The sequence below is a fragment of the Acinetobacter halotolerans genome, from assembly GCF_004208515.1.
GTDB lineage: Bacteria > Pseudomonadota > Gammaproteobacteria > Pseudomonadales > Moraxellaceae > Acinetobacter > Acinetobacter halotolerans.
In genome coordinates, this window is the sequence record NZ_SGIM01000013.1 from 19,700 (window position 1) to 46,375 (window position 26,676).

The 26,676-nt window shown below is 41.1% G+C and carries 24 protein-coding genes; 17 read left to right on the forward strand and 7 right to left on the reverse strand.

Going from position 1 to position 26,676, the window contains the following annotated elements; translation table 11 throughout:
* The first annotated feature begins 42 nt into the window (after positions 1–42).
* Both parC and EXE30_RS13685 read left to right on the forward strand, forming a co-directional pair.
* The gene (gene parC, locus EXE30_RS13680; RefSeq protein WP_130162878.1) at positions 43–2,262 is read left to right on the forward strand and encodes a DNA topoisomerase IV subunit A; all 2,220 of its coding nucleotides are present in this window, start codon (positions 43–45) and stop codon (positions 2,260–2,262) included.
* A gap of 157 nt (positions 2,263–2,419) precedes the next feature.
* The gene (locus tag EXE30_RS13685) at positions 2,420–4,099 is read left to right on the forward strand and encodes an AMP-binding protein (protein ID WP_130162879.1); all 1,680 of its coding nucleotides are present in this window, start codon (positions 2,420–2,422) and stop codon (positions 4,097–4,099) included.
* A 92-nt stretch (positions 4,100–4,191) separates the two neighbouring features.
* Here the strand turns inward: EXE30_RS13685 and EXE30_RS13690 are convergent, their stop codons facing one another.
* On the reverse strand, positions 4,192–4,578 hold the full coding sequence (locus EXE30_RS13690) for a hypothetical protein (protein ID WP_130162880.1): 387 nt from the start codon (positions 4,576–4,578) through the stop codon (positions 4,192–4,194).
* A gap of 166 nt (positions 4,579–4,744) precedes the next feature.
* Here EXE30_RS13690 and EXE30_RS13695 point away from each other — a divergent pair, with 166 nt between their 5' ends.
* Positions 4,745–5,143, forward strand: coding sequence for an MAPEG family protein (locus EXE30_RS13695; RefSeq protein ID WP_130162881.1), 399 nt, complete (start codon positions 4,745–4,747; stop codon positions 5,141–5,143).
* Positions 5,144–5,262: 119 nt separating this feature from the next.
* The gene (gene ppa / locus EXE30_RS13700) at positions 5,263–5,790 is read left to right on the forward strand and encodes an inorganic diphosphatase (protein WP_121930598.1); all 528 of its coding nucleotides are present in this window, start codon (positions 5,263–5,265) and stop codon (positions 5,788–5,790) included.
* Between the two features lie 104 nt (positions 5,791–5,894).
* Here the strand turns inward: ppa and EXE30_RS13705 are convergent, their stop codons facing one another.
* Positions 5,895–7,169, reverse strand: coding sequence for an OprD family outer membrane porin (locus tag EXE30_RS13705; RefSeq protein ID WP_130162882.1), 1,275 nt, complete (start codon positions 7,167–7,169; stop codon positions 5,895–5,897).
* A gap of 736 nt (positions 7,170–7,905) precedes the next feature.
* Here EXE30_RS13705 and EXE30_RS13710 point away from each other — a divergent pair.
* Entirely contained in the window at positions 7,906–8,679 is a 774-nt protein-coding gene (locus EXE30_RS13710) for a TorF family putative porin (RefSeq protein WP_130162883.1), read from the forward strand.
* A gap of 446 nt (positions 8,680–9,125) precedes the next feature.
* Entirely contained in the window at positions 9,126–9,914 is a 789-nt protein-coding gene (locus EXE30_RS13715; RefSeq protein ID WP_130162884.1) for a TorF family putative porin, read from the forward strand.
* 40 nt (positions 9,915–9,954) lie between these two features.
* On the opposite strand, the gene EXE30_RS13720 is transcribed toward EXE30_RS13715, so the two are convergent.
* Entirely contained in the window at positions 9,955–11,442 is a 1,488-nt protein-coding gene (locus EXE30_RS13720; protein ID WP_130162926.1) for a YifB family Mg chelatase-like AAA ATPase, read from the reverse strand.
* Between the two features lie 69 nt (positions 11,443–11,511).
* On the reverse strand, positions 11,512–11,739 hold the full coding sequence (locus EXE30_RS13725; protein WP_130162885.1) for an accessory factor UbiK family protein: 228 nt from the start codon (positions 11,737–11,739) through the stop codon (positions 11,512–11,514).
* 275 nt (positions 11,740–12,014) lie between these two features.
* Here EXE30_RS13725 and glnK point away from each other — a divergent pair, with 275 nt between their 5' ends.
* The 7 genes from glnK (at position 12,015) to EXE30_RS13760 (ending at position 18,858) form a co-directional block, all read left to right on the forward strand.
* On the forward strand, positions 12,015–12,353 hold the full coding sequence (gene glnK, locus EXE30_RS13730) for a P-II family nitrogen regulator (protein WP_000780326.1): 339 nt from the start codon (positions 12,015–12,017) through the stop codon (positions 12,351–12,353).
* A gap of 68 nt (positions 12,354–12,421) precedes the next feature.
* Positions 12,422–13,816, forward strand: coding sequence for an ammonium transporter (locus EXE30_RS13735; RefSeq protein WP_130162886.1), 1,395 nt, complete (start codon positions 12,422–12,424; stop codon positions 13,814–13,816).
* 142 nt (positions 13,817–13,958) lie between these two features.
* Positions 13,959–14,423: a transcriptional regulator NrdR gene (gene nrdR, locus EXE30_RS13740; RefSeq protein WP_130162887.1), complete on the forward strand. Its 465-nt coding sequence runs from the start codon at positions 13,959–13,961 to the stop codon at positions 14,421–14,423.
* A gap of 12 nt (positions 14,424–14,435) precedes the next feature.
* Positions 14,436–15,536, forward strand: coding sequence for a bifunctional diaminohydroxyphosphoribosylaminopyrimidine deaminase/5-amino-6-(5-phosphoribosylamino)uracil reductase RibD (gene ribD / locus EXE30_RS13745; protein WP_130162888.1), 1,101 nt, complete (start codon positions 14,436–14,438; stop codon positions 15,534–15,536).
* Positions 15,533–16,825 (forward strand): DNA adenine methylase, encoded by a 1,293-nt coding sequence (locus tag EXE30_RS13750; RefSeq protein WP_130162889.1) that lies wholly within the window; start codon positions 15,533–15,535, stop codon positions 16,823–16,825. The genes ribD and EXE30_RS13750 overlap by 4 nt, the downstream gene beginning before the upstream one ends.
* A gap of 384 nt (positions 16,826–17,209) precedes the next feature.
* Positions 17,210–18,046, forward strand: a complete 837-nt coding sequence (locus tag EXE30_RS13755) for an MIP/aquaporin family protein (RefSeq protein WP_121930606.1) — start codon at positions 17,210–17,212, stop codon at positions 18,044–18,046.
* A gap of 152 nt (positions 18,047–18,198) precedes the next feature.
* Positions 18,199–18,858, forward strand: a complete 660-nt coding sequence (locus EXE30_RS13760; RefSeq protein ID WP_121930607.1) for a riboflavin synthase — start codon at positions 18,199–18,201, stop codon at positions 18,856–18,858.
* A gap of 46 nt (positions 18,859–18,904) precedes the next feature.
* On the opposite strand, the gene blhA is transcribed toward EXE30_RS13760, so the two are convergent.
* Genes blhA through EXE30_RS13775 form a run of 3 tightly spaced genes read right to left on the reverse strand, consistent with a single transcriptional unit; the run spans position 18,905 to position 21,427 of the window.
* Positions 18,905–19,531, reverse strand: coding sequence for a cell division protein BlhA (blhA, locus tag EXE30_RS13765; protein ID WP_130162890.1), 627 nt, complete (start codon positions 19,529–19,531; stop codon positions 18,905–18,907).
* Positions 19,532–19,566: 35 nt separating this feature from the next.
* Complete coding sequence (locus EXE30_RS13770) at positions 19,567–19,974, reverse strand: DNA polymerase III subunit chi (protein ID WP_130162891.1); 408 nt, start codon at positions 19,972–19,974, stop codon at positions 19,567–19,569.
* A 4-nt stretch (positions 19,975–19,978) separates the two neighbouring features.
* The gene (locus tag EXE30_RS13775) at positions 19,979–21,427 is read right to left on the reverse strand and encodes a leucyl aminopeptidase (protein ID WP_130162892.1); all 1,449 of its coding nucleotides are present in this window, start codon (positions 21,425–21,427) and stop codon (positions 19,979–19,981) included.
* A 157-nt stretch (positions 21,428–21,584) separates the two neighbouring features.
* Here EXE30_RS13775 and lptF point away from each other — a divergent pair, with 157 nt between their 5' ends.
* The 4 genes from lptF to EXE30_RS13795 all read left to right on the forward strand — a co-directional run bounded on the left by lptF (position 21,585) and on the right by EXE30_RS13795 (position 26,642).
* The gene (gene lptF, locus EXE30_RS13780; RefSeq protein ID WP_130162893.1) at positions 21,585–22,685 is read left to right on the forward strand and encodes an LPS export ABC transporter permease LptF; all 1,101 of its coding nucleotides are present in this window, start codon (positions 21,585–21,587) and stop codon (positions 22,683–22,685) included.
* Positions 22,685–23,755, forward strand: a complete 1,071-nt coding sequence (gene lptG / locus EXE30_RS13785; protein WP_130162894.1) for an LPS export ABC transporter permease LptG — start codon at positions 22,685–22,687, stop codon at positions 23,753–23,755. The genes lptF and lptG overlap by 1 nt, the downstream gene beginning before the upstream one ends.
* Positions 23,756–23,882: 127 nt before the next feature.
* Positions 23,883–25,427 (forward strand): 2,3-bisphosphoglycerate-independent phosphoglycerate mutase, encoded by a 1,545-nt coding sequence (gpmI, locus tag EXE30_RS13790; protein ID WP_130162895.1) that lies wholly within the window; start codon positions 23,883–23,885, stop codon positions 25,425–25,427.
* A 99-nt stretch (positions 25,428–25,526) separates the two neighbouring features.
* Entirely contained in the window at positions 25,527–26,642 is a 1,116-nt protein-coding gene (locus EXE30_RS13795) for a S41 family peptidase (protein ID WP_407641644.1), read from the forward strand.
* Positions 26,643–26,676: the final 34 nt, after the last annotated feature.

Sequence of the window (26,676 nt, forward strand, 5' to 3'; positions counted from 1 at the left end):
CAAAGCATTGACGATAACAATGATTTTGGATGACTTGCTGAAATGACCAGCCTTGCACATCATGCAACAGAAAACCGCTCCGTAGCCGAATTCACAGAACAAGCTTATCTCAACTATGCCATGTACGTGATTATGGATCGTGCATTGCCGCATATCAGTGATGGTTTGAAGCCTGTCCAACGGCGTATTGTCTTCGCCATGAGTGAGCTTGGCTTAAAGTCGACTGGAAAGCCAAAGAAATCGGCACGTACCGTCGGTGATGTTTTGGGTAAGTATCACCCGCATGGTGACTCGGCTTGTTATGAAGCAATGGTATTGATGGCGCAGCCCTTTAGCTATCGTTATCCGTTGGTTGAAGGTCAAGGTAACTGGGGTTCACCTGATGACCCTAAATCATTTGCGGCAATGCGTTATACCGAAGCCAAACTTTCAGCTTATAGTGAGCTATTGCTGAATGAATTGGGTCAAGGCACCAGCGAATGGCAAGATAACTTTGATGGTTCGATGAAAGAGCCGATTACTTTGCCTGCTCGTATTCCAAATATCCTGCTCAATGGTACAACGGGTATTGCAGTCGGGATGGCGACCGATATTCCGCCGCATAACTTGCGTGAAGTGGTGAAAGGGACGATTGCACTGATTCGTAATCCTGAAACCACCGATGAAAAATTGGCGGAGTATATTCCGGCACCAGATTTACCGACCAAAGCAGAAATCATTACCCCACCTGAAGAATTACTTAAAATTCAAACCACAGGTCGTGGTAGTTATCGTATGCGTGCAGTTTATACGATAGAAAAAAATGAAATTGTGATTACTGAATTGCCTTATCAGGTTTCAGGTTCAAAAGTGGTTACCCAAATCGCTGATCAAATGATTGCGAAGAAGTTGCCTTTGGTGGCTGATATTCGGGATGAATCCGATCACAGAAATCCAACGCGCTTGGTGATTGTACTGCGTTCCAATCGTGTTGATGCTGAAACGGTGATGAGCCATTTATTTGCAACCACTGATTTGGAATCAAGCTATCGTGTCAATCTGAATATGATTGGGGCAGATGGTCGTCCACAGGTAAAATCTATTCGTCGTATTTTGTTGGAATGGATCGAGATTCGTAAGCAAACTGTGACCCGCCGTTTGCAATATCATTTAACCAAGATTGAAAAGCGTTTACATATCTTGGCAGGTCTTTTGATCGCCTATCTAGATATCGATACGGTGATTCGTATTATTCGTGAAGAAGACAAACCGAAACCTGTGCTGATGCAGCATTTTGGTATTGATGAAATTCAAGCTGAAGCAATTTTAGAATTGAAACTTCGCCATTTGGCCAAGCTTGAAGAAATGGAAATTCGCCGTGAGCAAGAAGAGTTAGAAGCGAAAGCGGCAATTCTTCGCGAACAACTCGAAAATCCTGAATCACTGAAAAGTTTAATTATCAATGAACTGAAAGAAGATGCGAAAAAGTTTGGTGATGATCGCCGTTCACCACTCGTGGTACGAGCAGATGCGGTTCAAATTAAAGAGCAAGATTTGCTGCCGGCTGAAACGGTAACTGTTGTTTTATCGGAAGCGGGTTGGGTGCGTGCAGCCAAGGGCGGTGATGTAGATGCCGCAAATCTAAATTTCCGTGCAGGTGATCAATATTTAAGTCATGCAGTGGGTAAAACCAATCAACGGGTTTATTTCTTGGATAAAACAGGGCGGAGTTATGCTTTACCAATCAGCAGCTTGCCTTCAGCCAGAGGTTTAGGTGAGCCCCTGAGTTCAAAACTTGCGCCAGCAAGTGGGGTGTCCTTTCTCCAAGTTTTAGTTGAAGATGATAGCAAAGAGTTATTGGTTACCAGTTCAAATGGCTATGGTTTTAAAACCAAAGCAGGTCAATTAGATACCAATGCCAAAGCGGGGAAAACCTTTTTAACCGTTGGGGATAAAGCCACTGCATTACCGTTGCTCCCAATTCAACAGTCCACTCATGTTGCAATACTAAGTTCAGCAGGACGATTACTTATTATTGATTTGGCTGAACTCCCTATCCTAAATAAAGGTAAAGGTAACAAGTTGATACAACTTGAGGAGAAAGAACAAATTTTATCCATGACAACCTTGACGTTAGATGAAATAATCCAAGTCGCTGCAGGACAACAGCATTTAAAACTGAAAGGGGATGATCTCCAAAAATATATAGGAAAAAGAGCAACAAAGGGGCAACTTTTACCACGGGGATATCAAAAAGCAAATAGACTCCTCGTTCAGAGATAAGGCTGGTATTCTGTGATACAAATACGTTATATATGATGACGTATTCATATTATTTGGATAGGTCTACAGGGCAATTCAAGAACTTAATAAAAATGTTTTGCCATGGAAAGTAACGTTGTTACATTTTTAAGGATTACCACTCGGAGATAATGGCATTATGGAAAAGATTTGGTTTGCTGAATACCAAAAGACAGGAATCCCAGAAACAGTTGCACTGCCTGCTGAAAACACTTCACTTGTTGATATTTTTGAACGCAATTTCCAAAAATTCGGATCACGTGATGCCTTTATCTTTATGGATAAGGTTTTAACGTTTAATGAGTTAGAAGTTGCGAGTCGTAAATTTGCAGCTTATTTACAAAGTTTAGGTTTGGCAAAGGGAACACGTGTGGCGGTAATGATGCCGAACGTTTTCCAATACCCAGTGGTGGCATTAGGTGTATTCCGTGCTGGTTTGGTTCTTGTCAACGTAAACCCACTCTATACAGCACGTGAGTTAGAGCATCAACTCAATGACTCTGGTTCAGAAGTGTTGGTCATTATTGAAAACTTTGCCAGTGTATATCAAAGCATTATTGGTAAAACTCCTGTTAAGCACGTCGTTGTTGCGACTGTTGGGGATATGCTGGGAACGCTGAAAGGAACATTGGTCAACTTTGTTTTACGTAAAGTGCGTAAACAAATTCCAGCTTGGGATATTCCGGGTTATACCAAATTTAATACTGCATTAAACAAAGAAAATCCAAGTAACTATAAACGTCCAAGCTTAACTTTAAGTGATACAGCTGTCCTTCAGTATACGGGTGGTACGACAGGTGTTTCTAAAGGTGCTGAGCTGACGCATCGCAATTTAGTATCAAACCTTTTACAGTGTGATGCTATTTTCTCAAGTAAGTTTGGCGATGCTGACGGTGCAAAAGATGATCGTATCGTTTGTGCATTACCGCTTTACCATATCTTTGCATTTATGGTTTGTGCGATGTACGGCATGTACAAAGGTCAAGCGAATATTTTGATTCCTAATCCACGTGACTTACCTGCGGTGATTGGTGAATTACGTAAATACCAACCTTCATTCTTCCCTGCAGTAAACACCTTGTTTAATGCGCTAGTGAACAACGAAGAGTTTAAACAGCTCGATCATAGTAAACTTAAGATGGCGATGGGCGGTGGTATGGCTGTATTACCATCTACAGCTGAAGCTTGGAAGAAAGTAACAGGTACAATTATTATCGAAGGTTATGGTTTATCAGAAACCTCTCCAGTAGCAACAGCAAATCCACCAGCAACCACTGAATTTAGTGGCACGATTGGTGTCCCATTGCCATTAACTGAAGTTGCGATTTTGGATGATGACGGGAAAGAAGTTGCTCAAGGTGAGCAAGGTGAAATCTCAATCCGTGGCCCTCAAGTGATGAAAGGCTACTGGAATCGTCCAGATGAGACAGATAAAGTAATGACCGCTGATGGATTCTTCCGTACAGGTGATATCGGTATCATGGATACCCGTGGTTACTTCAAAATTGTTGATCGTAAGAAAGACATGATCTTGGTATCTGGCTTTAATGTTTACCCAAGTGAAATTGAAGAAGTCATTGCACAACATCCAAAAGTATTGGAAGTTGCTGCGATCGGTGTTCCTGATGAAAAATCAGGTGAAGTGCCTAAATTATTCATCGTGAAGAAAGATGCTTCATTAACGACTGAAGAAATCATTGCATATGCGAAAGAAAATTTAACAGGCTATAAATGCCCACGTTATGTTGAGTTTATCGATGAGTTGCCAAAATCTAACGTAGGTAAAATCTTACGTAAAGATTTACGTAAACCAGCTTAAAAGTTTTTTCTAGCCTCTTTTTTTAAAGAGAGCTACATAAAAAATGCCGCAAGTGCGGCATTTTTTATGACTATCGATTGTTGTTGTGCTGACTAGGCAGATTTTTTCATAAACCAGCGATCAATATAGCGTCGACTGATACCTGCAATCCCCACGAAAATGATCATGGTAATGAGTTGGAAACGTAAACGCGTTGGGTCGATGCCGTTAAAGCTAAAATAATTATCAGCAAAGACATATAGTGTAGTGATGATCAACCAGTGCCAGAGAGTGAAACGCTTAATCCCAACCGCATAAAAGGCAATGGTCAAAATAACAAAGGTTCCTAAGGTCGATTGCCAGTTTAAGTTGGCACAGATCACGCTAAGTAAAAAAGCAACAATCGGATATACAATTTTTAAAACCCGATCAACCTTAAGTTGGTTTTGGCGTTGTTGATCAAGGATATCAAACATTTCTTTTTGATCTTGCTGTTGCATAAATCGACCCTAAAACAATATAAAAACATAGCAAAGTCATTTGATCTAACTTTCTAGTGGCTCAAATGTACAAAAAGAAATGTAAGTTGAACAAGTACAAATGAAAGTTTCATAAATCATAAGTTATGATAGCATGATCAGAAGAACTTCAAATGATGGATGTCAGATGCACGGTATTAGCGGCATTATATTGATTATTATCGTCGCATGTTTATTGCCTTATGTTTTTACTTTGATTGCGAAATCAAAAGGTGGTTTTCAAGCAAAAGACAATCACAATCCTCGTGAATTTTTGGCTAGAACCACAGGATTGTCTGCACGAGCAAATGCTGTACAGCAGAATAGTTTCGAGAGTTTACCTTTATTTATTGCTGCAATTTTAATGGCGGAATATATGGTGATTCCTGAGCGATTTATCCTGACATTGGGCTGGGCATATATTGTTTTCCGCGTCATTTATGGAATTTGTTATTTAGCCAATCTTGCAACTTTACGCTCAATTATTTGGTTTTTTTCCTTACTTTGCCCAATCTTTTTGTTTGTGATCACCATTAAAATGACTTAAACCAAGTTGCTCATAAAAATTCATGACGCCTAATACTAATATACAGCATCATTTTGACTGTATTCACGTTATAATCTGACCGATTTTTTATATTTAATTTCACATACACGAGTGTTGATATGAGTTATAGCAATATTCCTGCGGGTAAAGACGCGCCAAATGACATCTATGTCATCATTGAAATTCCTGCAAATGCAGCGCCAATCAAATACGAAGTCGATAAAGATTCAGATGCGTTATTTGTAGACCGTTTCATGGGTACAGCAATGTTTTACCCTGCAAACTATGGTTATGTACCAAACACCCTATCTGAAGATGGCGATCCTTTAGACGTACTTGTTGTGACGCCTTATCCAGTTGCAGCGGGTTCAGTAATTCGTTGTCGTCCAGTGGGTAAATTAAATATGGAAGATGATGGTGGTATCGACGCGAAACTGATCGCAGTTCCACATGAAAAATTATCTCCATTGTACAAAGATGTTCAAGAATATACAGATCTTCCACAATTGTTGATCAGCCAAATTGAACATTTCTTCCTACACTACAAAGATTTAGAGCCTGGTAAGTGGGTGAAGTTGAATGGTTGGGAAAGTTCTGAAGTTGCTAAAGCAGAAATCATTAAATCAATCGAAGCTGCTCAAAAGTAAGTTTAAAGGATTAAATCAAATTTTCTAATTTTGAAAATTTGGTTTTAAAAAAAACCTCCATTCAGTTGAATGGAGGTTTTTTATAGCGAGTTAATAACTGTGAATCAGAAGAATTTCACAGGAATATCAAGCCAAAGACGCCATTCGTTGGTGTCGCCGATATAAGCATTGGTTTGATATTCATCACTTGCACGGTAATACGAGTGACGTACACGTAAGCTTGCATCTTTAGCAAAACCTGATTGAACGGTGTATTTTACTTGGTTAAAGAATTCACGTTCTTGAGCATTATCAGTTAGATTTTTAACTTTAATATCCCAACCATAAACAAATGCTGTTGTCCAAGATAAACCAGGAACACCGTAACCACCAAAGTCTACATTGTATTGTAATTGAGCTGATTTTTCGCTATTACCAATGAAGTCTGAAAGGTAAGAATTTGGTAAATAGATACTTTGAGCACCGTCAGCATTTTCACCATAGTCATAACCAGTATTACCATTGTTTTGTTGGTAAGCCAGCATCACGCTATGTGGACCTGTATTATAGGTCGTAGAAAGTGCCCAAATGGTGTTTTTACGATTAGATAAATCATTGGTCGTACTTGAATACGTACTTGCTTTTTCATCCCACTTGGTGTGATAAGCGCTTAAATCGTAAGTCAAGCCGCTATCTTGGTTTAATGGTTGCTTGTAGTTTGCATTAATATAATGGCGATCTAACTTATCTTTGCTATCTAAGCCGAAATACGAAGTCGTTAGATGATCATCGAATTTATATTTTGCACCCCAAACAACGGCACGATCAAGATGTCTGCCATCGCTATTGATCTGATCAGAGTATTGGTCTTTCGTGAATTTACCAGCTGTTAATTCTAGACCATCAATTTCACGACTTGTTGCTAATACACCTTCAAAATATTCAGGGACTAAACGTGCTGTATTACTCGCCAATACTGGAATATCTAAGATATGAGTACCATAAGAAACGGTCGTGTTTGAGTAGCGTGCTTTTACATAACCGCCACCACGTGCCCAATGGTCATATGCTGAACCGTCTGGGTGCTTAGGGATCATGCCATTACCCGCATTATTGTTCGAGCCTAATTTAAAAGACGCATCACCAATAATACCAGCACCGAAGCCTACAATACCTTGAGTAAAGCCAGAGTCTAGCTTAACCATCGCAGTTTGAGCGTAAGAGCTAGTGTCTTCGACACCATTTTTCTTATCACGATTTAAATAACCCGTGCGGAATAAAACATTTCCGTTTGCATCTTCAACAAATCCTTTTGCTTCGCTTTGTTCGCTTGCATATGTTGAAGTGATTAGTGCGGCATTAATCAATACCGCTAATGTAAGTTTCTGTGCCTTTGGCATAGCCTAGCCTCATAATAAAATTGGGAAAGAAACTGCAAATTTTGAACAATTGTATAAGTTATACATAAAAAAGATAGATTTTTATTAAAAATTTTTCATTAATTTTTCATAAAAAGTTTATACAATTTTATGATTTGTTTCTCGTTTAAAAATTAAACATAATAAATTTAAGTATATAATATATATGATTAAATATATTTATAAGGGTTGTAATTTTTTCTTGTTATTTCTATATAAGTTGTGTTTAAAAAGTGTGATTAAGACATATAAATTCTGTTTAAATTTAATGAGTTATTTATTGATTGGTTAAAAATATAGCAGTTTGGTTTGCAAAAAATTACATCCCGACGAATGGCAATCTGACAACGACGAAAAAGGAACACTTTATTCAGATTATTTTAAGGTACTTCAGATGCACTTTTATTGAGCACGAATTAAATTACATACGTATAACTGATGTTTCCAATGTTTAGACAATTTATATTGCTAAAAAATGCGTCTTTTTTGTGCAATAAATAAACTGGATATTTATTGTGCTTCTTAATAGATCAAAAAAATAAGTAAAAAATGGGCTGAGTTCCACTGAAACGCATCTAATGAATGCTAAAGGCACTTTTATGGAACAAGAGCACTTATTCTATAAGGATGTTTTAAAGTTGGCACAGCATTTGCTATCTATTCCGTGATGCAATTTAAAACATAAATCAGTCGAATATCCATCATGGGGGAGATCAATATGATGAAATTTGCATGTAAGGCACTTGCGCTTAGTATGATTGCTGGACTTTCAACAGTGAGTTTCGCTGCAGAAGATAATGCACTTGCGAAAAGTGGGTTAAGCTTTTCAGGAAGTGCTGCATTGACAACCGATTATCGTTTCCGTGGTATGACTCAAACGGAAAGTGATCCTGCGATTCAAGGTGGGTTTCAATTAGACCATGAGTCTGGTGTTTATGCTGGTGTGTGGGCTTCTAATGTTCATTTTGGTTCAGATGATCCAACGCATTTAGAGCTTGATCCATATATTGGTTATGCGACAGAGTTACCATTTGTTGGTAAACCAACTTTAGATGTAGGTTTATGGTATTACGGTTATCCAAGTTCATCTGACTTGAATTGGTTAGAAATCTACGCGAAGCTTGGTTTTGACAATGCAATTGTGACTGGCGATAACATCTTAGCTGCTATTAATTATAGCAACGATGTCGTTGGCTCAGATGAAGATGGTTGGTATCTAAACCTTGCTTATAGTGTTCCTTTTGCTGACACTGGTTTTGGCGGTGTGGCAAGTGTCGGCTATACCAAGGTTGATATTGATGATGCTTTCGGTGAGAAGGATACTAAAGATAACTACGTCGACTGGAAAGTTGGCGTGACTTATGATGTCAAGTCTATTGAAGGTTTTAGTGCGGAATTGGCTGCGATTGGTACTAATATTGATGCACAAACTCAACCATACAAACGTGGTGTGAAAACTGGTGCAGTCTTTACGCTAACCAAAAGCTTCTAAGCTATTGTTTCTCTAAAGCAGAGCATTTGCTCTGCTTTTTTTATACCTATATTTTCCCATGGAAAAACATTCTTTCTGATGAATATCATTTTTTATTTAACTGAGAAGCAACGTAAATGCATTATGAGCGAGATCATCACTGTATTTTTAAATAATGATTGAGTTGAATAAGGGGGGTAAAGTTACTTGCATTTTCATAGTTACTTTTTGAGTGCGCCATAACGATCAGGACTGCTTTGGTTTAGATGCACTATTTGCTTCTCCTTTAATTTAAAACTAGAAATAAAACCCAATCTTGATTTTGGTTTAATGTTAAATCATTGTTATTTATTGTATTTATTATATTTTCTTAAGTGCTCTAAGCTTGGCATAGCATTTGCAAATTACCCCGTGATGCAATTTAAAACTTAAATCAATTGAATATCTAAATCATGGGGGAGATCAATATGATGAAATTTGCATGCACAGCTGTTGCTTTAGGGGTAATTGCAACGGCATCAACTTTTACATTAGCGGAAGAATCGAAGCTTCCATTTCCGGGTGCAGTTTCAGGAAATATCAGTGTTGTATCCAGTTATAACTTACGCGGGATGACCAATTCACCTGAAAGTGATACACCTGCAATTCAGGGTGGACTTGATTATAGCCATGACAGTGGATTTTATTTGGGTTACTGGTTTTCAACCCTGACTGCTGCTTATGCAGATTTTAATACTTCACCCACCTATATTCCAAAAGAGAAAAAGTCATTCGAAAATGATTTCTATGCAGGATATAAAGGAAAAATCACCGATGACTTGGGTTATCAAATTGGAGGAACGATTTATTACTATTATCCGGGTTGGGAGTCTACGGGTTACGAAACGATTGTGGGCCTAAGTTATAAAGATTTCACAGTGACAGCTCAAACGCTTTTGAATAACGTGACTTTTGGTAATAAAGGTGACACCTACTTTTTGGCAACTTATGCACCCAAACTTGCAGGTGACTTTACAGGAAAAGTTCAAGTTGCAGCCTATTATTATGGCGATGATGATGAATATTTAGCCTACCAAGCTAAAGCTGGGGATGTCACCAAAACCGACTTTGCTTTCCGTCATGCAACTTTAGGTGTATCACATCCGCTGGGCGAAACAGGTGCAACTTGGAATTTAGATTATATTTTCGGTGGCTATACACGTGATGAAACTAAACAAAAGAATAAAGTAGTTCTGGGAGTGGGTTACGCTTTTTAATCATAACAACAATCAAAAGCGACCATAAGGTCGCTTTTTTTTAAGTTTGACTACCCCGATAAGACAGTGCTTCGGTGAGATGGGTACTGGAGATCATGTCGCTTTCAGCTAAATCAGCAATGGTGCGAGCAACACGTAATACCCGATGATAGGCTCGAGCGGAAAGATTGAGACGTTGTTGTGCCATTTCAATGATTCTTGCAGAGCTGTCATCTAAAAGCGCATATTGCTCTAATAACTTCGGAGAAAGCGCTTGATTTAAACACTGTTGTCGTTGAATCTGCTTTTGATACGCAGTGATGACGCGTTGGCGTACAATTTCAGAGTTTTCAGTGGGTGTTCGATCTTGCAATTCTTGTGCTTGTAATGGTGGTACATCGATATGTAGATCAATACGGTCTAATAACGGCCCTGAAATACGATTCTGATAACGTTGGATACTTTCAGGTGAACATTGACAACGACTGTCTTGATTAAAGGCATAACCACAAGGGCAGGGGTTCATTGCCGCGATAAATTGAAAGTTGGCTGGGAAGGTCATTTGTCTTGCCGCACGTGAAATTACAATTTCTTTAGACTCAAGTGGCTGGCGTAATACTTCCAATACTTTACGATCAAATTCGGGCAGTTCATCTAAAAATAATACGCCTAAATGCGCCAGTGTTATTTCACCGGGTTTTGGTTGTGAGCCACCACCGACCAATGCAATTGCGGATGCCGTGTGGTGTGGTGCTCGAAATGGACGTTGTCCAAAATGATGTTGGGCATTTGCAACCGAATAGATGCTCGCAACTTCCAAATTTTCTTGAGCATTGAGTGGCGGCAAGATCGAGGGCAACCTTGATGCAAGTAGAGTTTTCCCAGTGCCGGGTGGACCTTTAAACAGTAAAGAATGTCCGCCTGCCGCAGCGATTTCGAGCGCCCGACGTGGGCGTAACTGACCTTTAACATCTGCCAGATCAAATTGATAGCCCGATAAAGCTGCATTCGCTTGTTTAGGTGCTGCTGTTATCTGTGAATTGCCCGAAAAGTGTGCACAAACTTCTTGTAAATGATTGGCTGCATACACATCAAAATTTGGAAGTTGATTGGCTTCATCTAGATTTGCAGTGGGAAGCAACAAGCGGTGTTGGCTCTGTTGGCAGGCCATTGCGATGGTCAATGCTCCTGAGATTGGACGCAAATGTCCATCCAGTGCTAGTTCTCCAATAAATTCAAAGCCTTCAGTGCAATTTTCAGGAAGTTGACCAGAAGCGATCAGAATTCCTAGAGCAATGGGTAAGTCCAAACGTGAACCATTTTTAGGAAGATCCGCAGGTGCAAGGTTAATGGTTAAGCGTTTGGTTGGAAACAAAAATCCACTGTTAATAATTGCAGAGCGAACCCGATCTTTACTTTCTCTCACTGCGGCTTCAGGCAAGCCGACAATGGTTAAAGAGGGTAGGCCAGAACTAATGTGGACTTCAACTTCGATTTGAGGGGCGTGTAGCCCCAATAAACCCCTTGTGTAAATTTTTGCGAAAGACATTTTCTTGTTGTTCCATTGTGGTGCTTTATTTTTAGTCATTTTACGGTGCTATCTGCACCGTGTTGGTGCTTATTTTTTGTTCTGTACGATTTCTTCAAGTGATTTCATCTGTTGTTGTAGCTCAGTGAGGCGTTGGTTGGCTAGATTCAAGGCTGTTCTTTGACGGTCTAACTCTTGCTTCGAAACAAGGTCTAATTTTTCGATACTTTCATTGAGTAAAGCGCGTAAATTTTTTTCTAAGTCTTTTTTGGGTTGATCGACTTGCTGCAAAATAGCCTGTAAAAGAGTTTCAATCATAAAGTGCTCAATCGTTTATGTGTATTTGTTGCTCAGTGTATCACTGCTTGCAGCAATCCTCTAGCACTGTGCGGAACAGCTTGATCGGTGACTGCAAAATTCAGTTAAATCCGAGCAAATACAACTTATTTTCAATTGAGGATCTACATCTCTAAGCTTAAATAGGTTATAAAGAAAACTGATGTCCAGTATTTGAAACCCCCTAACCTTTCAATATTGGCATGAAAATTGAACATAAAACCTTACTGGTGAAAATAAGCCGAAGGAAAACACACATGAAGCTTGTAACTGCAATTGTAAAACCATTCAAATTAGATGATGTTCGTGAAGCACTCTCTGATATTGGTGTTCAAGGGATTACCGTAACTGAAGTCAAAGGTTTCGGGCGTCAAAAGGGACATACTGAACTGTACCGCGGTGCAGAGTATGTCGTTGATTTCTTACCAAAAGTAAAAATCGAAATTGCGATTAGCGATGAAATGGTAGATGCAGTGATTGAATCTATTACGCGTGTCGCAAGCACAGGAAAAATCGGTGACGGAAAAATCTTTGTCACGAATCTAGAACAAGTCATCCGTATTCGTACTGGTGAGACTGGACCAGATGCTGTCTAAATTGGCATAAAGTTTGCTGAGTTAGAAATTAAGAGACACAGCTCACAAAATGAGGTTGGGGGACACGAATGAAAAAAATGCTTATGGCGCTCAGTCTATCTGGCGCACTCTTAGGTGGTTCAGCTGTTGTTTGGGCAGAAGAAGCTACATCCGTACCAGTTACTGAACAAGTCGCAATAACTGAAACCGATACTGCAACGGTATCAACAACTGCTGCAGCAGAACTGCCAGCAGTGGCGGAAGTTGAGCCTGAAGCAGAAGCAACACTCGATACCGGTGATACAGCTTGGATTCTTGTTTCAACAGCATTGGTTCTGTTGATGACGATTCCTGGTTTGGCTCTATTCTACGGTGGTATGGTCCGCAAGAAAAACGTACTCAGTACCATGGCACATAGTTTTGTTGCTGCAGCAGTGGTGAGTATTGCTTGGGTTGCGATCGGTTATAGTTTGGCTTTTGGTGAAGGAAATGCCTTTATCGGTGGACTTGATAAGCTGATGCTATCAGGTATTGGTACTGATACCTTAAGTGGCTCGATTCCTGAAATTCTATTTGTCATATTCCAAATGACTTTTGCGATTATTACGGTTGCGATTATTAGTGGTTCTATCGCAGAGCGTATGAAATTCGGTGCTTTTGTTGCCTTTGTTGCGATTTGGGTTGTTGTCGTTTACGCACCAATTACTCACTGGGTATGGGGCGGCGGCTGGTTAGGTAATGACGGTGCGCTAGACTTTGCTGGTGGTACAGTTGTTCATATTAACTCAGGTGTTGCAGGTTTGGTTGCAGCTTATATGCTCGGCAAACGTATGGGACTTGGTCGTGAATCAATGGCACCGCATAACCTTGCTTTAACTGTTGTTGGTGCAAGTTTACTTTGGGTGGGCTGGTTCGGTTTCAACGGTGGTTCTGCGTTGGGTGCCAACGGTTCTGCATCGTATGCAATCATGGTTACCCAAGTTGCAGCGGCAGCAGCGGCATTGTCTTGGTTAGTGGTTGAGAAAGTTGTCCGTGGTAAAGCATCTGTTCTTGGTGGTGCATCGGGTGCGGTTGCTGGTTTAGTGGTGATTACGCCTGCGGCTGGTTTCGTAACTGTTGGTGGCGCATTAATCATGGGTCTCATCGGTGGCGTTGTATGTTTCTGGGGTATTACTGCACTTAAGCGTTTACTCAAAGCAGATGACTCTTTAGACGCATTTGGTTTACATGGTGTTGGTGGTATCGTTGGTGCGATCTTAACAGCAGTCTTTGCAAGTGAATTCATTATGGGTGATGATGTACCTGCAAATATGATGACGCAGTTATGGGTACAAGTAGAAGGTGTACTTGCAACGATTGCTTATAGTGCTGTGATGACCTTCATTATCCTTAAAGTAATTGATCTCGCGATTGGTATTCGTGTCAGCAATGATGACGAACGTATGGGTCTCGATCTGAGTCAACATGGCGAACGTGTTGAATAATCGGATGTAAAACGCAATTCGATAAAACCAAACAGCCTTGTGCATCTGCACAAGGCTGTTTTTTTATGTATGGTGATGGCTAGTTCAGCAAATGACGAAACTTTGCTACACTTAGACAAAGTGAGTAAATAATCGCACAACTATGCATTGTCCATTTTGTAACGCTGCTGATAGTAAAGTCATCGACTCCCGTTTGGCTGCCGAAGGGTGCCAAATTCGCCGACGTCGTGAGTGTGCCATTTGTGGTGAACGCTTTACCACCTTTGAAAGTTATGAAGTGGTGATGCCACGCGTGATTAAATCCGATGGCAAAAGTGAACCGTTTGATGAGGCGAAATTACGCCGCTCACTCATGCATGCTTTGCAGAAGCGTCCTGTGACGCAAGAGCAAATCGAAACGGTGCTCAGTGATATTCAGTTGCAGATTCGTCGTTTAGGCGAACGTGATGTCAAATCAAGAATGATTGGTGAAATCGTGATGCAGGCATTATTTGCATTGGATCATGTCGCTTATGTTCGATTTGCCTCGGTTTATCAAGATTTCCAAGATGTAGAAGCCTTTCGTCATCAGATTGAGCAAATGCAACAACGTGAAAATGAAGCCTAAGTTAGAGAAATCATGTCTGAGCTAAACCAAGATCAAGCTTTTCAGGATCAGTATTGGATACAACGAGCAATTGATTTAGCTCGACTTGGACAATATTCCACCAAACCAAATCCGAATGTCGGCTGTGTCATTGTAAAAAATGGTCAATTGATTGGAGAGGGCTATCATCCCAAAGCAGGACAACCCCATGCCGAGGTTTTCGCCTTAGCGCAAGCAGGTGAACAAGCCAAAGATGCAATCGCTTATGTGACTTTAGAACCTTGTGCACACTACGGTAGAACTCCGCCTTGCGCTGAAGCACTGGTCAAGGCACAAGTCAAAAAAGTTGTGGTGGCATGCTCTGATCCAAACCCACTGGTGGCAGGTAAAGGGGTGAAAATCCTACAAGATGCGGGCATTGAAGTTGAAACAGGGATCTGTACCGAAGTTGCGAAAACTTTAAATTTGGGTTTTCTAAAAGCAATGTCAACAGGTTTACCTTATGTCCGTTTGAAAATTGCCTCAAGTCTCGATGGGCGTACTGCAATGGCTTCGGGTGAGTCGAAGTGGATTACCGGAACAGCCGCACGACAGGATGTACAGCATTGGCGTGCGATTTCAGGCGCTGTGATTACTGGGATTCAAACGGTTTTGGCAGATGATTGTGAACTGAATGTTCGTGCATTAGCAGGCGTTGACCTTACAACGGTTGTTCAACCGAAACGAATTGTGCTCGATCGACAAGGACAGTTACCTCTAAGCGCCAAGATGTTACAGAATCCTGAAACAGTGATGGTAATGACCCCATTTCGTCAAGAACTTGCTGATTTAGGCGTGATACAATTGGCGCCGCAACCTTTAAATCAGTTATTGCAAACCTTATCTCAACAGTATCAAATTTATGATGTATTGGTTGAGGCAGGTGCGACTTTATCGACTGCCTTTTTACAACAAGGTTTGGTTGATGAAATGATTAGTTATGTTGCACCAACTTTACTTGGTCAATCTGCTCGATCAATGTTCAATGCTGAATTGAGCGAAATGGCAGAGCAGCTTCGTTTTGAATTGGTCGATGTAACCCAACTTGGGCAAGATATTCGCCTAAGATTGCTCCCTACTCAAGAGATGATATGAATCCTGAAGCATCGGTTTATCACAAACGTCGCCATGCGGCGCGTACCACTGACGAATATCTTTTTCATCAGCTCGTACCTTATCTGGGGAATAAGCGCCGACTCCTTCATCTGATTTTAGAAGCGCTTGAGATTACGGGAACACTGAATAGTAAAAAAAAGAATCCACCAATTTTTGCTGATTTCTTTGCGGGCAGTGGTGTGGTCTCTCGTTTGGCTCGCCAAAATGGTTATCGTGTGATTGCCAACGATTGGGAACCTTATAGCCATGCCTTAAATCACGCGATTTTGGCATGTACCGACGCACCCGCATTTAAAGAATTAGGTGGCTATCAAAAAGCGATTGATATTTTAAATCGATTGCCTGAGGTAAAGGGTTGGGTGACACATAATTTGTGTCCTCGCAATGATGATGTCTATGATCCCGCACGTGATCGACTGTTCTTTAAGCGTCGTAACGGGATGAAGATTGATGCGATTCGTCAGCAAATTGCAACGTGGCAAGCGCAAGGTGCGATTAATGATGTAGAAATGAGTGCTTTACTTGCACCATTACTATATTCAGCCAGCTTTGTCAGTAACACCAGTGGCGTATTTAAAAGTTTCCATCAAGGCTGGGGTGGTAAAACGCAGACGGCATTGGAACGGATTGAGTCTTTATTGTGGTTAACACCAAGCCGTTTTTGTGAAATTGGTGAGAGTAAACGACCTGCTGCAGAAATGTGGTGTGTCGATGCACAGCATTTAGCCAATCAAATGAGCGGCTTTGAAGTGGATGTAGCCTATCTTGATCCACCGTATAATCAACATGCCTACAGCAGTAATTATCATGTTTTAAATGCCTTAACCTTGTGGGATCAGAACGACTTACCCTCACCTGATACTAAAGGTTTTAAAAGCGGTATTGATCGAGCATGGCGTAAAGAACGTCCGAGCTCGTATAACTCGTCTAAACATGCTCAAAATGCCTATGAAAAGTTATTGGAAACCATCAATGCGCGTTATATTTTGACCAGTTATTCGACTGATGGAAATATTGAGCCTAAAGATTTATTGACCGCCAATTTAAAGCGCGGAAAAGTCACATTGCTGACACAAGACGTACCTCGCTATCGTGTTAGTAAGCAGCGACAATCTGAACGGGCAAGGGTGCTTGAATTTATTGTGATCACCGATACCCATGCAAAATCAGGTCCGCCATTGCGACAGTTACTGGGTCAGCTCTACCACTTTGCTGAATTGGGTGGTGTGGATACCTCCGGGAACAGCACTCAACTTGCACTTTGGTAAGGCCAAACAAACACCACTTTATAAACAAAGTGGTGTTTTTGCATGTAGATGTGCTGTGGTATCGGTAAATAAGATCAACTAAATCGTATTTTTAGATAAGTGACTGTTTTTGTGATTATTATCTTATGTTTTTTGAGCTGTATTTTGACGGCGCAGAATTTTCATCAGAATTGCTTTATTTCGGTTTTTATTTGAAATAACGATAAAATACATAGACCTATGAGAGAATGGCTTCAACTCTTAAACCCGATACATTGCATTTTAAAAATTAAATAAATTTTACTATTCGGTTAAAAAAACATTGACCCAATATCAAAATAAATATAATTTTCCGAGCTCATTTAGGGTCTTATCGATGAGAAGCGATAGCCAAGAGAGGTTGTTATGAGTCGCTCGGAACCCACTTTGTTGGGACAATGTATCGCTGAGTTTTTTGCCACTGCGGTTTTTTTATCATTTGGTATCGGTGTGGTTGCTGCGCTTAAGCTGACAGGTGCAGGGTTTGGTCAGTGGGAAATTAGTGTGGTCTGGGGTTTGGCAGTTGCATTAGCAGTCTATCTTTCAGCAGGCATTTCTGGTGCACATCTCAATCCAGCAGTCACCATTGCATTGGCATTATTTGCGGGCTTTGATAAAAGGAAAGTGCCTTTCTATATCATTGCGCAAGTTGCAGGTGCTGCGGTTGGGGCATTACTGGTCTACGGACTTTACAGTAATTTATTTATCGACTATGAACAAAGCCATAACATGGTCCGAGGTAGTGTTGAAAGTTTAGAATTGGCGGGAATTTTCTCGACTTATCCGCATCATTTACTTTCAATGGGGCAAGCGTTCTTGGTCGAGATGTTTATTACCATGCTGCTATTGTGGTTGATTATGGCAATAGGTGATGATCAAAATGGCTTGCCGCGCGGTGCTTTGGCGCCATTATTAGTAGGTTTATTGGTTGCAGTGATTGGAGCTTCTTTTGGTCCGTTAACAGGTTTTGCTATGAATCCTGCCCGTGACTTTGGCCCTAAAATCATTGCTTATTTCTCAGGTTGGGGACCTGTTGCCTTTACTGGCGGTCGTGATATTGCATACTTTATCGTTCCGATGACCGCGCCGATTGTTGGGGCTTGCTTAGGTGTACTTGGCTATAAATTATTCTTTAGCCATTTTTTAGTGAGTCATCAAGTCGAAGTGCCAAGCACTGCTGAAAAGCAAATCTCGGATATGTAGTGGTGATCAAAATAAGAAAAGGGTGATCAGAGGATCACTCTTTTTGATTTGGCGGCATTTGCGTCAGCGTTGCTTGTTATCTCAAGTTCTTTGCATTAAGGTATCTTGATTCGCTGAGACTCGTACTTGAATGAAGGTAGGTTAAAAGTCACATGTTTACAGGCATTATTGAAAGTTTAGGCAAAGTTGAAAGTCTACAAAGTGTAGGTGGTGATGTTCGTCTACGAATTCAAACTGATTTGGATATGTCGGATGTGCATTTAGGAGATTCTATTGCCACTAACGGTATCTGTTTGACGGTGATCGAGTGGGGCGAAAATTGGTATGCAGCCGATGTTTCCCGTGAAAGCTTAAATCGTACCACCTTAGGTCAATGGAAAGTAGGACAAGCGGTCAACGTGGAAAAAGCCATGTTACCCACCACCCGCTTTGGTGGGCATATCGTCAGTGGGCATGTCGATGGCTTGGGTGAAATTACGGTCTTTCGTCAGGATGCGCGCTCATTGTATTTCGAAGTGACAGCACCAGTTGAGTTGGCCAAATATCTGGCAGAAAAAGGCTCGGTGACGGTAGATGGCATTAGTCTGACCATTAACCATTTACGTGGCAATATTCTTAGCTTGAATTTGATTCCACATACCGTTGAACGTACCAATATCGGTTCTTGGCAAGTCGGTACTAAAGTGAATTTGGAAGTGGACGTATTGGCGCGTTATATCGAGCGTTTATTGTTAGGAGATAAAGCTGCCGAGCAAAAACCTGAATCTAAACTCAGTATGTCTTTTCTAGCTGAAAATGGTTTTTTGAAATAAGATTTTAAGCAATAAAAAGCCCAGATTGACTGGGCTTTTTTTGTTTTTATTTTTCCTTAGAAAATTCACTATTTTTCAGTATGTATTCAATTTCATCTTGAGCAAGTGAATGCAGTTTGGCTCGGAATACGGTCACGGCTTGTTCGATTAGGCTTTCTGCTTCTAATTCAAGGCGAACTCGAACGCTTTCGAGTTCAGATAAAATCTGATGATCTTCAATGACGAGCTGTTGTCCCGAAGCATAGTCAATGCTCGGTTGCTCAGGATTACTTTGATAACGCTCAGTTTGTTGTGCAATCTCTTGATCAATATGATTGCGCAACGCAACGAGATTCTCAGTTTGTTGAGCAAATTGCTGTGCTTCATCTGCTTGCAACTGTGCTGCATACGCAGCTTCAGCAGCGCGTTTTTCGGCGAGGGCCTTTTCTAGTGCTTGTTGCTTACGAATGCGGGCTTGTTCGATCAACTCGGCTTTGAGGTCAGCATAGGCCTTTTCGATGCGTTGCTGAGAATGTTGTGCCGCATGCTCCTCATGTTGTGTCCAAGTTTGAATCTGGGTTTGTGGCAACAGTAGATCACAGATACGTGCTAAATCTTCCTGATAGGTCTGACGGACAGTTTCAGGGGTGTTTAACCAACGTTTCTTAAAGTCCTGACCAACATTTAATGCCACAAGACACTCCTCAAATGATGTTATTGCATGCAGATTTATAATTTAAACGTTCGGGCTTCAATACCTAAACGCCGATACTGTTTAAATTTTTCTCGCCCAATCTGTTTCGCGGTTTCATTATTTTCAATAATCTCAATAATGTGGCGAAAATCCTGAGTGAGTTCAAGTGCATGATTGTTAAAATTAAACACGATCCAATCATTGGATGGCGGTAATTGTTCTGAAATACAGACCGCGTTATTCGGTTGATGAATGCCGTGAGGAATAAAGCTAAGCGAATCAAAGGTCCACAGCTTTTCATCTAGCTCAGTTTGGAGCGCTAAATCAGGACAATACCACCATATATGCGGATGCTGATTTAGAATCTTTCGACATAAACGGCAAGCACTTTCGACTTGCCGTTCTGCACTTTTTTCAAAGAGGTAAAAGCTGATTTGGGTCATGTTTTTAGTTATTCGTTTCAACACGATTTGCTAAGAACTGCATCAATAATGGCACTGGACGACCAGTTGCACCCTTGGCTGTACCTGATAGCCATGCTGTTCCAGCAACATCAAGGTGTGCCCAGCGATATTCACGTGTAAATCGCTCTAGGAAACATGCCGCGGTAATTGCACCACCATACGGTCCACCGATATTCGCGATGTCTGCAAAAGGTGAGTCGAGCAACTCCTGATATTCTTCCATCACAGGCATACGCCATACGCGGTCAAGCGACTGTTCGCCTGCCTGAAGTAAATCTTGTGCAAGCTCATCATCTGGCGTGAATAAGCCACTGACCACTTTACCCAGTGCAACGACACAAGCACCTGTTAATGTCGCGATATCAATCACGAGTGCAGGATTGAAACGTTTAATATAGGTCAATGTATCGCAAAGAACCAAACGGCCTTCTGCATCGGTGTTTAAGATTTCAATTGTTTGACCACTCATGCTAGTGACGATATCACCAGGACGTGTTGCACGACCTGAAGGCATGTTCTCAGCGGCTGCGATCGCACCGACTACATGAACTGGTAGTCGTGCTTCACATAGTGCCTGCATCGTACCCAAAACGGAGGCTGCACCGCACATATCAAATTTCATTTCGTCCATGCCTAAGCCTGGCTTGAGTGAAATACCACCTGTATCAAAAGTCACCCCTTTACCGACTAAAACGACAGGTGCTTGTTCGAGTTGGGTGTTGTATTCAAGAGTAATGATTCGTCCTTCACGATCAGAACCTTTGCTGACGGCTAAAAAGGCATTCATGCCTAAGTCTGCCATGTGTTGTTCGTTCAGCACATTCACGGTGAGCAGATCAGGATATTGTGCAGCGAGGGCCAGTGCTTGATCTGCGAGATACTCAGGGAAACAGATGTTGCCAGGACGGTTGCCTAAATCACGCGCATAGTTTTGTCCAGATTGAACTGCATGAATCAAATTCAATTGTTGGTCATTCAATGGCGTCTGATCGACCATAAGTTGGATGCTTTCTAAAATAAATTCATTTTTCTTGGACTTGAATTCATCGTAAGCATAAGCCGCTTGGGTTAAGTTTAGAGCGAACAATTGATGTAAATCAGTAGGTAGCGCCGACAAATCTACAGTGATTTGTTTAAATTTATTTTGTGTTGATTTGATAATCGTTTGTGCGATTTTTGCTAATTTTATCGCTTTTAACTCAGAACTTTTGCCAAGACCTAACAACTGGGTGTTGCTTTGAACTGGGACTTGTGCAATTAAAGGCAGGTTTTCATTAAAACCAGCTTTGAACTGTGTGACGGTAAGTATGTCTTCTAGTTGATTGATTTTATAGCTGTTTAGGTTTTTTTGTAAGTCTTCAGAATCAACCAAAATCCATAAAGATTCACTTGATGTTTGCGTTGGTAATGCGCGATGAAGGGTAAATTTCATTGTTTGTATAAAACCTAATGGACAAAAAAGAAAGTTAATCCCATTAAACACTTTCAGATATGAGGTTGCAATCCGCAACAAGCGATAGGTTTTATATTTTTAACATTCGGGTAAACTAGCATTACCCCTCGATTGGTCTATTTTTGGAAGCATTACTTTGATTATTCGGCGTTACCTCGTCAAACAAGTGGTGTCCACTTCACTGGTTGTGACTGCCTTACTTACTTTAATTATTATGGGCGGTCAGCTCATCAAGATATTTGGACGAGCTGCACAAGGACGTTTGGATGCTGGCGTTTTGCTCAGCATTATTGCATATCGTTTGCCTGAATTCTTAACTTTGATTTTGCCATTGGGTTTTTTTATTGGTTTGATGTTGGTCTTTGGTCGTCTCTATGTCGATCATGAAATGGCCGTGTTAAACGGGAGTGGTGTTAGTCGTAATCAATTGACGCGACTATTGTTGCCGATGACCTTTGTCTTTGTGATCGTACAAGCGATATTGATGTGCTGGGGAGCATCTGCAGGAATCAGTGGTTATCAAAATCTCATGCAGACACAAGCAGTACGTGCAGGTTTTGATTTGGTCAGGCCGCGAGAGTTTATTTCCTCTGGGTCTTATACGATTTATGCAGGTTCGCTTTCAGAAGATCGTAAAAATCTAAAAGATATTTTTTATTATTATAAGTCTGATCGTGACGATAAGCCTGATCAAATGATTCTCGCCAAAGAAGCCACTCGGGTAGAAATGGAAAATGATACCGCTAGTGTTGTTGATTTGGTGCAAGGGCGACGTTATGAAATTTATCCTAACCAACCTCGATATACCCAAGCTGAGTTTCAATCTTATCGTTTACGCTTAGAAAATGATAAGGATGTGAAATTTGAAAGCGAGGATGTTGAAGCCTTATCGATGGCAAAATTATGGCAGAAACGTGATGATTTCGTGGTCAGAAGTGAATTAGGCTGGCGAATTTCAGGTCCATTTGTGATGCTTGTAGCCTTGTTACTTGCGGTGGCTTTATCTGAGGTGAACCCACGTCAAGGACGATATTATCGCCTGATTCCTGCGATTTTTATTTTCGCCAGTTTGATTGTGTTGATGATTGCGATTAAAACTCGGATCAGTAAAGAAGAATTAGACGTTTGGGCGTATCCAGTTGTATTGCTTATTTATGCAATGGTCGCGGCAATTTTTGCACGGAAACAGAAACTGGCACCAAAAATTAAGAAAAGTATTCAGCGAGTGGGGTTGTAATGTTAGCACGTCGAATAGTCGCCAAACATGTGACAAAAACTACAGTCCTCGCCATGCTTGGTACAACCTTGGTGTTGTCTTTTTTGCAGGTGTTATTCACATATCTCGGTGAGTTAGGTGCGCTTAAAGATAATTATAATGCATGGCAAGCGTTCCTCTATGTGATGTGGGGTGCACCTCGTTATCTCTATGAAATTTTACCTGTCGCTGCATTGATTGGTTCTGTTTTGGGATTGGGAGCCTTGGCTTCAAATAGTGAACTCATCGTCATGCGTTCAGCTGGGATTAGCCTTTGGCGAATAGTGGGCTGGGTGATGCGTTCGGCGTTGTTGTTGATCGTCTTATCTTTTGTTCTGAGTGAATGGGTGGTTCCATATACCAATGAACAAGCCCAAAGCATCAAGAAACAGCGAAGTGTTGCCGCTTTAGGTGAAGTCAAAGGTTATTGGTCGCGTGAAGGACAGCGTTTCGTTTATATCGACTACGCCAACGCACAAGGGCAGCTTCGTAATATTCAGTCGATTGATTTTGATGAAAACTATCGTTTACAGTCTTTTGTAACGGCTGAACATGGCAACTTTGTCAAAGATGGGCAATGGACCTTGGAACAAGCGCATCAAGTTGATTTATTACCGCAAGGCAATGCCATCAAAACAGATCATGCACAACAGGCGTTGGCTTTGGCACTTCAACCGAAATATGTACACATGGTGACCTTAGACCCAGAAGATCTTTCTCCGAGTCAGCTGATTAGTTTTATGCGCTATATGGAGGAATACAGCCAAGTGCCAAAAACCTATGAATTGGCGTTTTGGCAGAAAGTCGCATCGCCGTTTGCTTTGATTGCGTTAGTGCTGATTGCATGTTCTTTTATTTTTGGTCCATTGCGTCAACAATCAATGGGTTTTCGTTTGGTGATAGCCTTATTTACAGGTCTAGGCTTTTTCTACCTACAAGACTTTATGGGATACGCTAGCTTGGTCTATGCACCTTCACCTGCTTGGTTTGTATTATTACCGGTGGTGTTGATGTTTAGCATCGGTAGTTATTTATTGTATCGAGCAAGATAAACAATACTTTATTGATCCATTATCTCCCTGCTGTAGATGGGTGAAAGCCAGCAGCAAGGTCATAGAGAATTTGCTTAAATTTCGGTAAACTATGCCGATCAAATGATAGACACACAGAGAGCCCATTATGACGGATGCAAATGCTGGTAAAATTCCTCACGTTCTTGTAATTATGGATGGTGTAGGACATCGCGAAGCAGTCGAAGATAATGCGTATTTAGCCGCTAAAACGCCAAACCTTACAGCGATGAAAGCCAAGCATCCGAACAGTTTGATTTCTGGTTCAGGTGAAGATGTTGGTCTACCTGATGGTCAAATGGGCAACTCAGAAGTTGGGCATATGAATCTTGGTGCTGGACGTGTGTTGTATCAAGATTTTACTCGGATTACCAAAGATATTCGTACGGGTGCTTTTTTTGAGCATGCTGTACTGATCGATGCCGTTGAAAAAGCCAAAGCTGCCAACGGTGCAGTGCATGTGATGGGACTGCTGTCTGAAGGTGGGGTGCATTCACATGAAGATCATATCGTTGCGATGTGTGAACTCGCTTTGAAGCGTGGTGCAACTGTTTATTTACATGCTTTTTTAGATGGTCGTGATACGCCACCACGCAGTGCCAAACCGTCATTAGAAAAATTAGATGCCTTATTCGCTCAATATCCAGATCAAGGTCGTATCGTTTCGATGATTGGTCGTTATTTTGCGATGGATCGTGATAACCGTTGGGATCGTGTTGAACAAGCTTATCGTTTAATGACTGAAGGTGAGTCAACTCGAGTTGCAGCTACTGCCGTTGAAGGTTTGGAACAAGCGTATGCGGCAGAAGAAAATGATGAATTTGTCAAAGCAACTCGTATTGGTGAAGTCGTAAAAGTACAAGATGGCGATAGTCTCGTCTTTATGAATTTCCGAGCTGATCGTGCGCGTGAAATTACCCGTGCTTTTGTTGAAAAAGATTTTGCTGGTTTTACACGTAAAGTTATTCCTCAATTGTCAAAATTCGTCATGTTGACACGTTACCAAGCCAGTATTGATGCACCGATTGCTTATATGCCTGAAGGGTTAAAAAACTCGATTGGTGAATACCTGTCGAGTTTAGGTAAAACTCAATTACGGATTGCTGAAACTGAAAAATATGCACATGTAACCTTTTTCTTCAGCGGTGGCCGTGAGGATGAGTATGAGGGTGAAAAACGTATTCTTATTCCATCGCCAAACGTTGCAACCTATGACTTAAAACCAGAAATGAGTGCCTATGAAGTCACTGATGCGTTGGTCAATGCAATTAATTCGGGTGAATTTGATCTGCTGGTCGTGAACTATGCCAATGGTGATATGGTTGGACATACTGGGATATTTGACGCTGCGATCAAAGCCGTGGAAACCGTGGATACCTGCTTAGGCCGTGTTTATGATGCGGTGATGGCAAACAAAGGGCATATGCTAATTACTGCTGACCATGGTAATGTAGAGCAAATGCAAGACTATGTCAGTGGACAAGTTCATACCCAGCATACCACTGAGTCAGTTCCATTTATCTATGTAGGTCCTACCCAAGCAACCATTGCTGAAGGTGGAATTTTGGCTGACGTTGCGCCAACGTTACTTAATTTGATGCAGATTCCTGTACCTCCAGAAATGCAAGGTAAGAACTTAATTACTTTACAGTGATCCCCCCCTTAATCGCGCTTTATAAAGCGCGATTCTTTAGAAGGTGAATTTATGACTCAACACACCAACATTTACCGAGCACTATGGGCAAGTTTGTTGATGTGTTGGGGTCTTGCACTTCATGCTGGCCCTCCATCTGGATGGGGGGAAGACCCCTCACGCAGTGCTGAGGTGCCAATTGAATCTATTCAACAGTTTGTACAGATTTATGGCATTGTGCGAGATAATTATGTTGATAAAAAATCAGATGATGCTTTGTTTCAGCAGTCGATTAAAGGTTTGGTGAGTGGCTTAGATAATTATTCTCGGTATTTATCTGCTGAAGAGTACCGTCAACTGATTCAATATACTGAAGGCGATTTGGCCTCGGTCGATTTTAATTTAAATTATGATACGTATACAAAATTGTGGCAGATTCAGGGTTTAAAAACGGGCTCTGATTCTAATAAGTTGGGTTTGCGTAATGGGCAGGCGATTCTCAAAATTGATCATCAAGAGTTAAAAAACTTAAATCAAGATCAAGTTCAAGGTCTATTGTACGGTTCGATTGGCAGTACCATACAAATTTTGCCAGAAAATAATATAAGTACGCTGATCTTGGTCAGAAATAAAAAAGTCGAAACAGATATAGAACCCGTTTTATTACATAATCAAGTTTTAATCCTTAAAATTAGGGTGTTTCAACAAGACACCGCCAATGAAATTAAACGACTCATCGAAGAGTTTGGTTCACAAAAATTAAGGGCTGTGGTGTTAGATCTACGCAACAATCCTGGTGGTTTACTTTCAGCCGCAGTTGAATCGGCAGATTTATTTTTGGACAACGGTTTAATCGTCACAACCAAGAGCCGTTCTGAAGGTGATCAGCAATTTCAGGCGCTACCGTCTAATGAGTTTCAAAAGCTTAAATTGGGAATATTAATTAATCGACGTTCAGCATCAGCAGCCGAAGTATTTACCGCCGCATTAAAAGATCACAAACGTGCGTGGGTGGTTGGAGAAAATAGCTACGGTAAAGGCGTCGTACAAAAACTGTTTCCATTGCCGAGTGGTGCAGCGCTAAAAATGACCGTGTCGCATTATTACACGCCGAAAGATCAAATGATCGAAGGACAAGGCATTCAGCCGAATCAAAGCTATGCGTTGCAGCCTGAAATGAAAGAAGATTATTATTTAGAGCATATCAGTGATTTAGTGCTGAAAAGTAAGCCTTAATGCAATGAAGCCCCTGATTATGAGGGGCTTCATT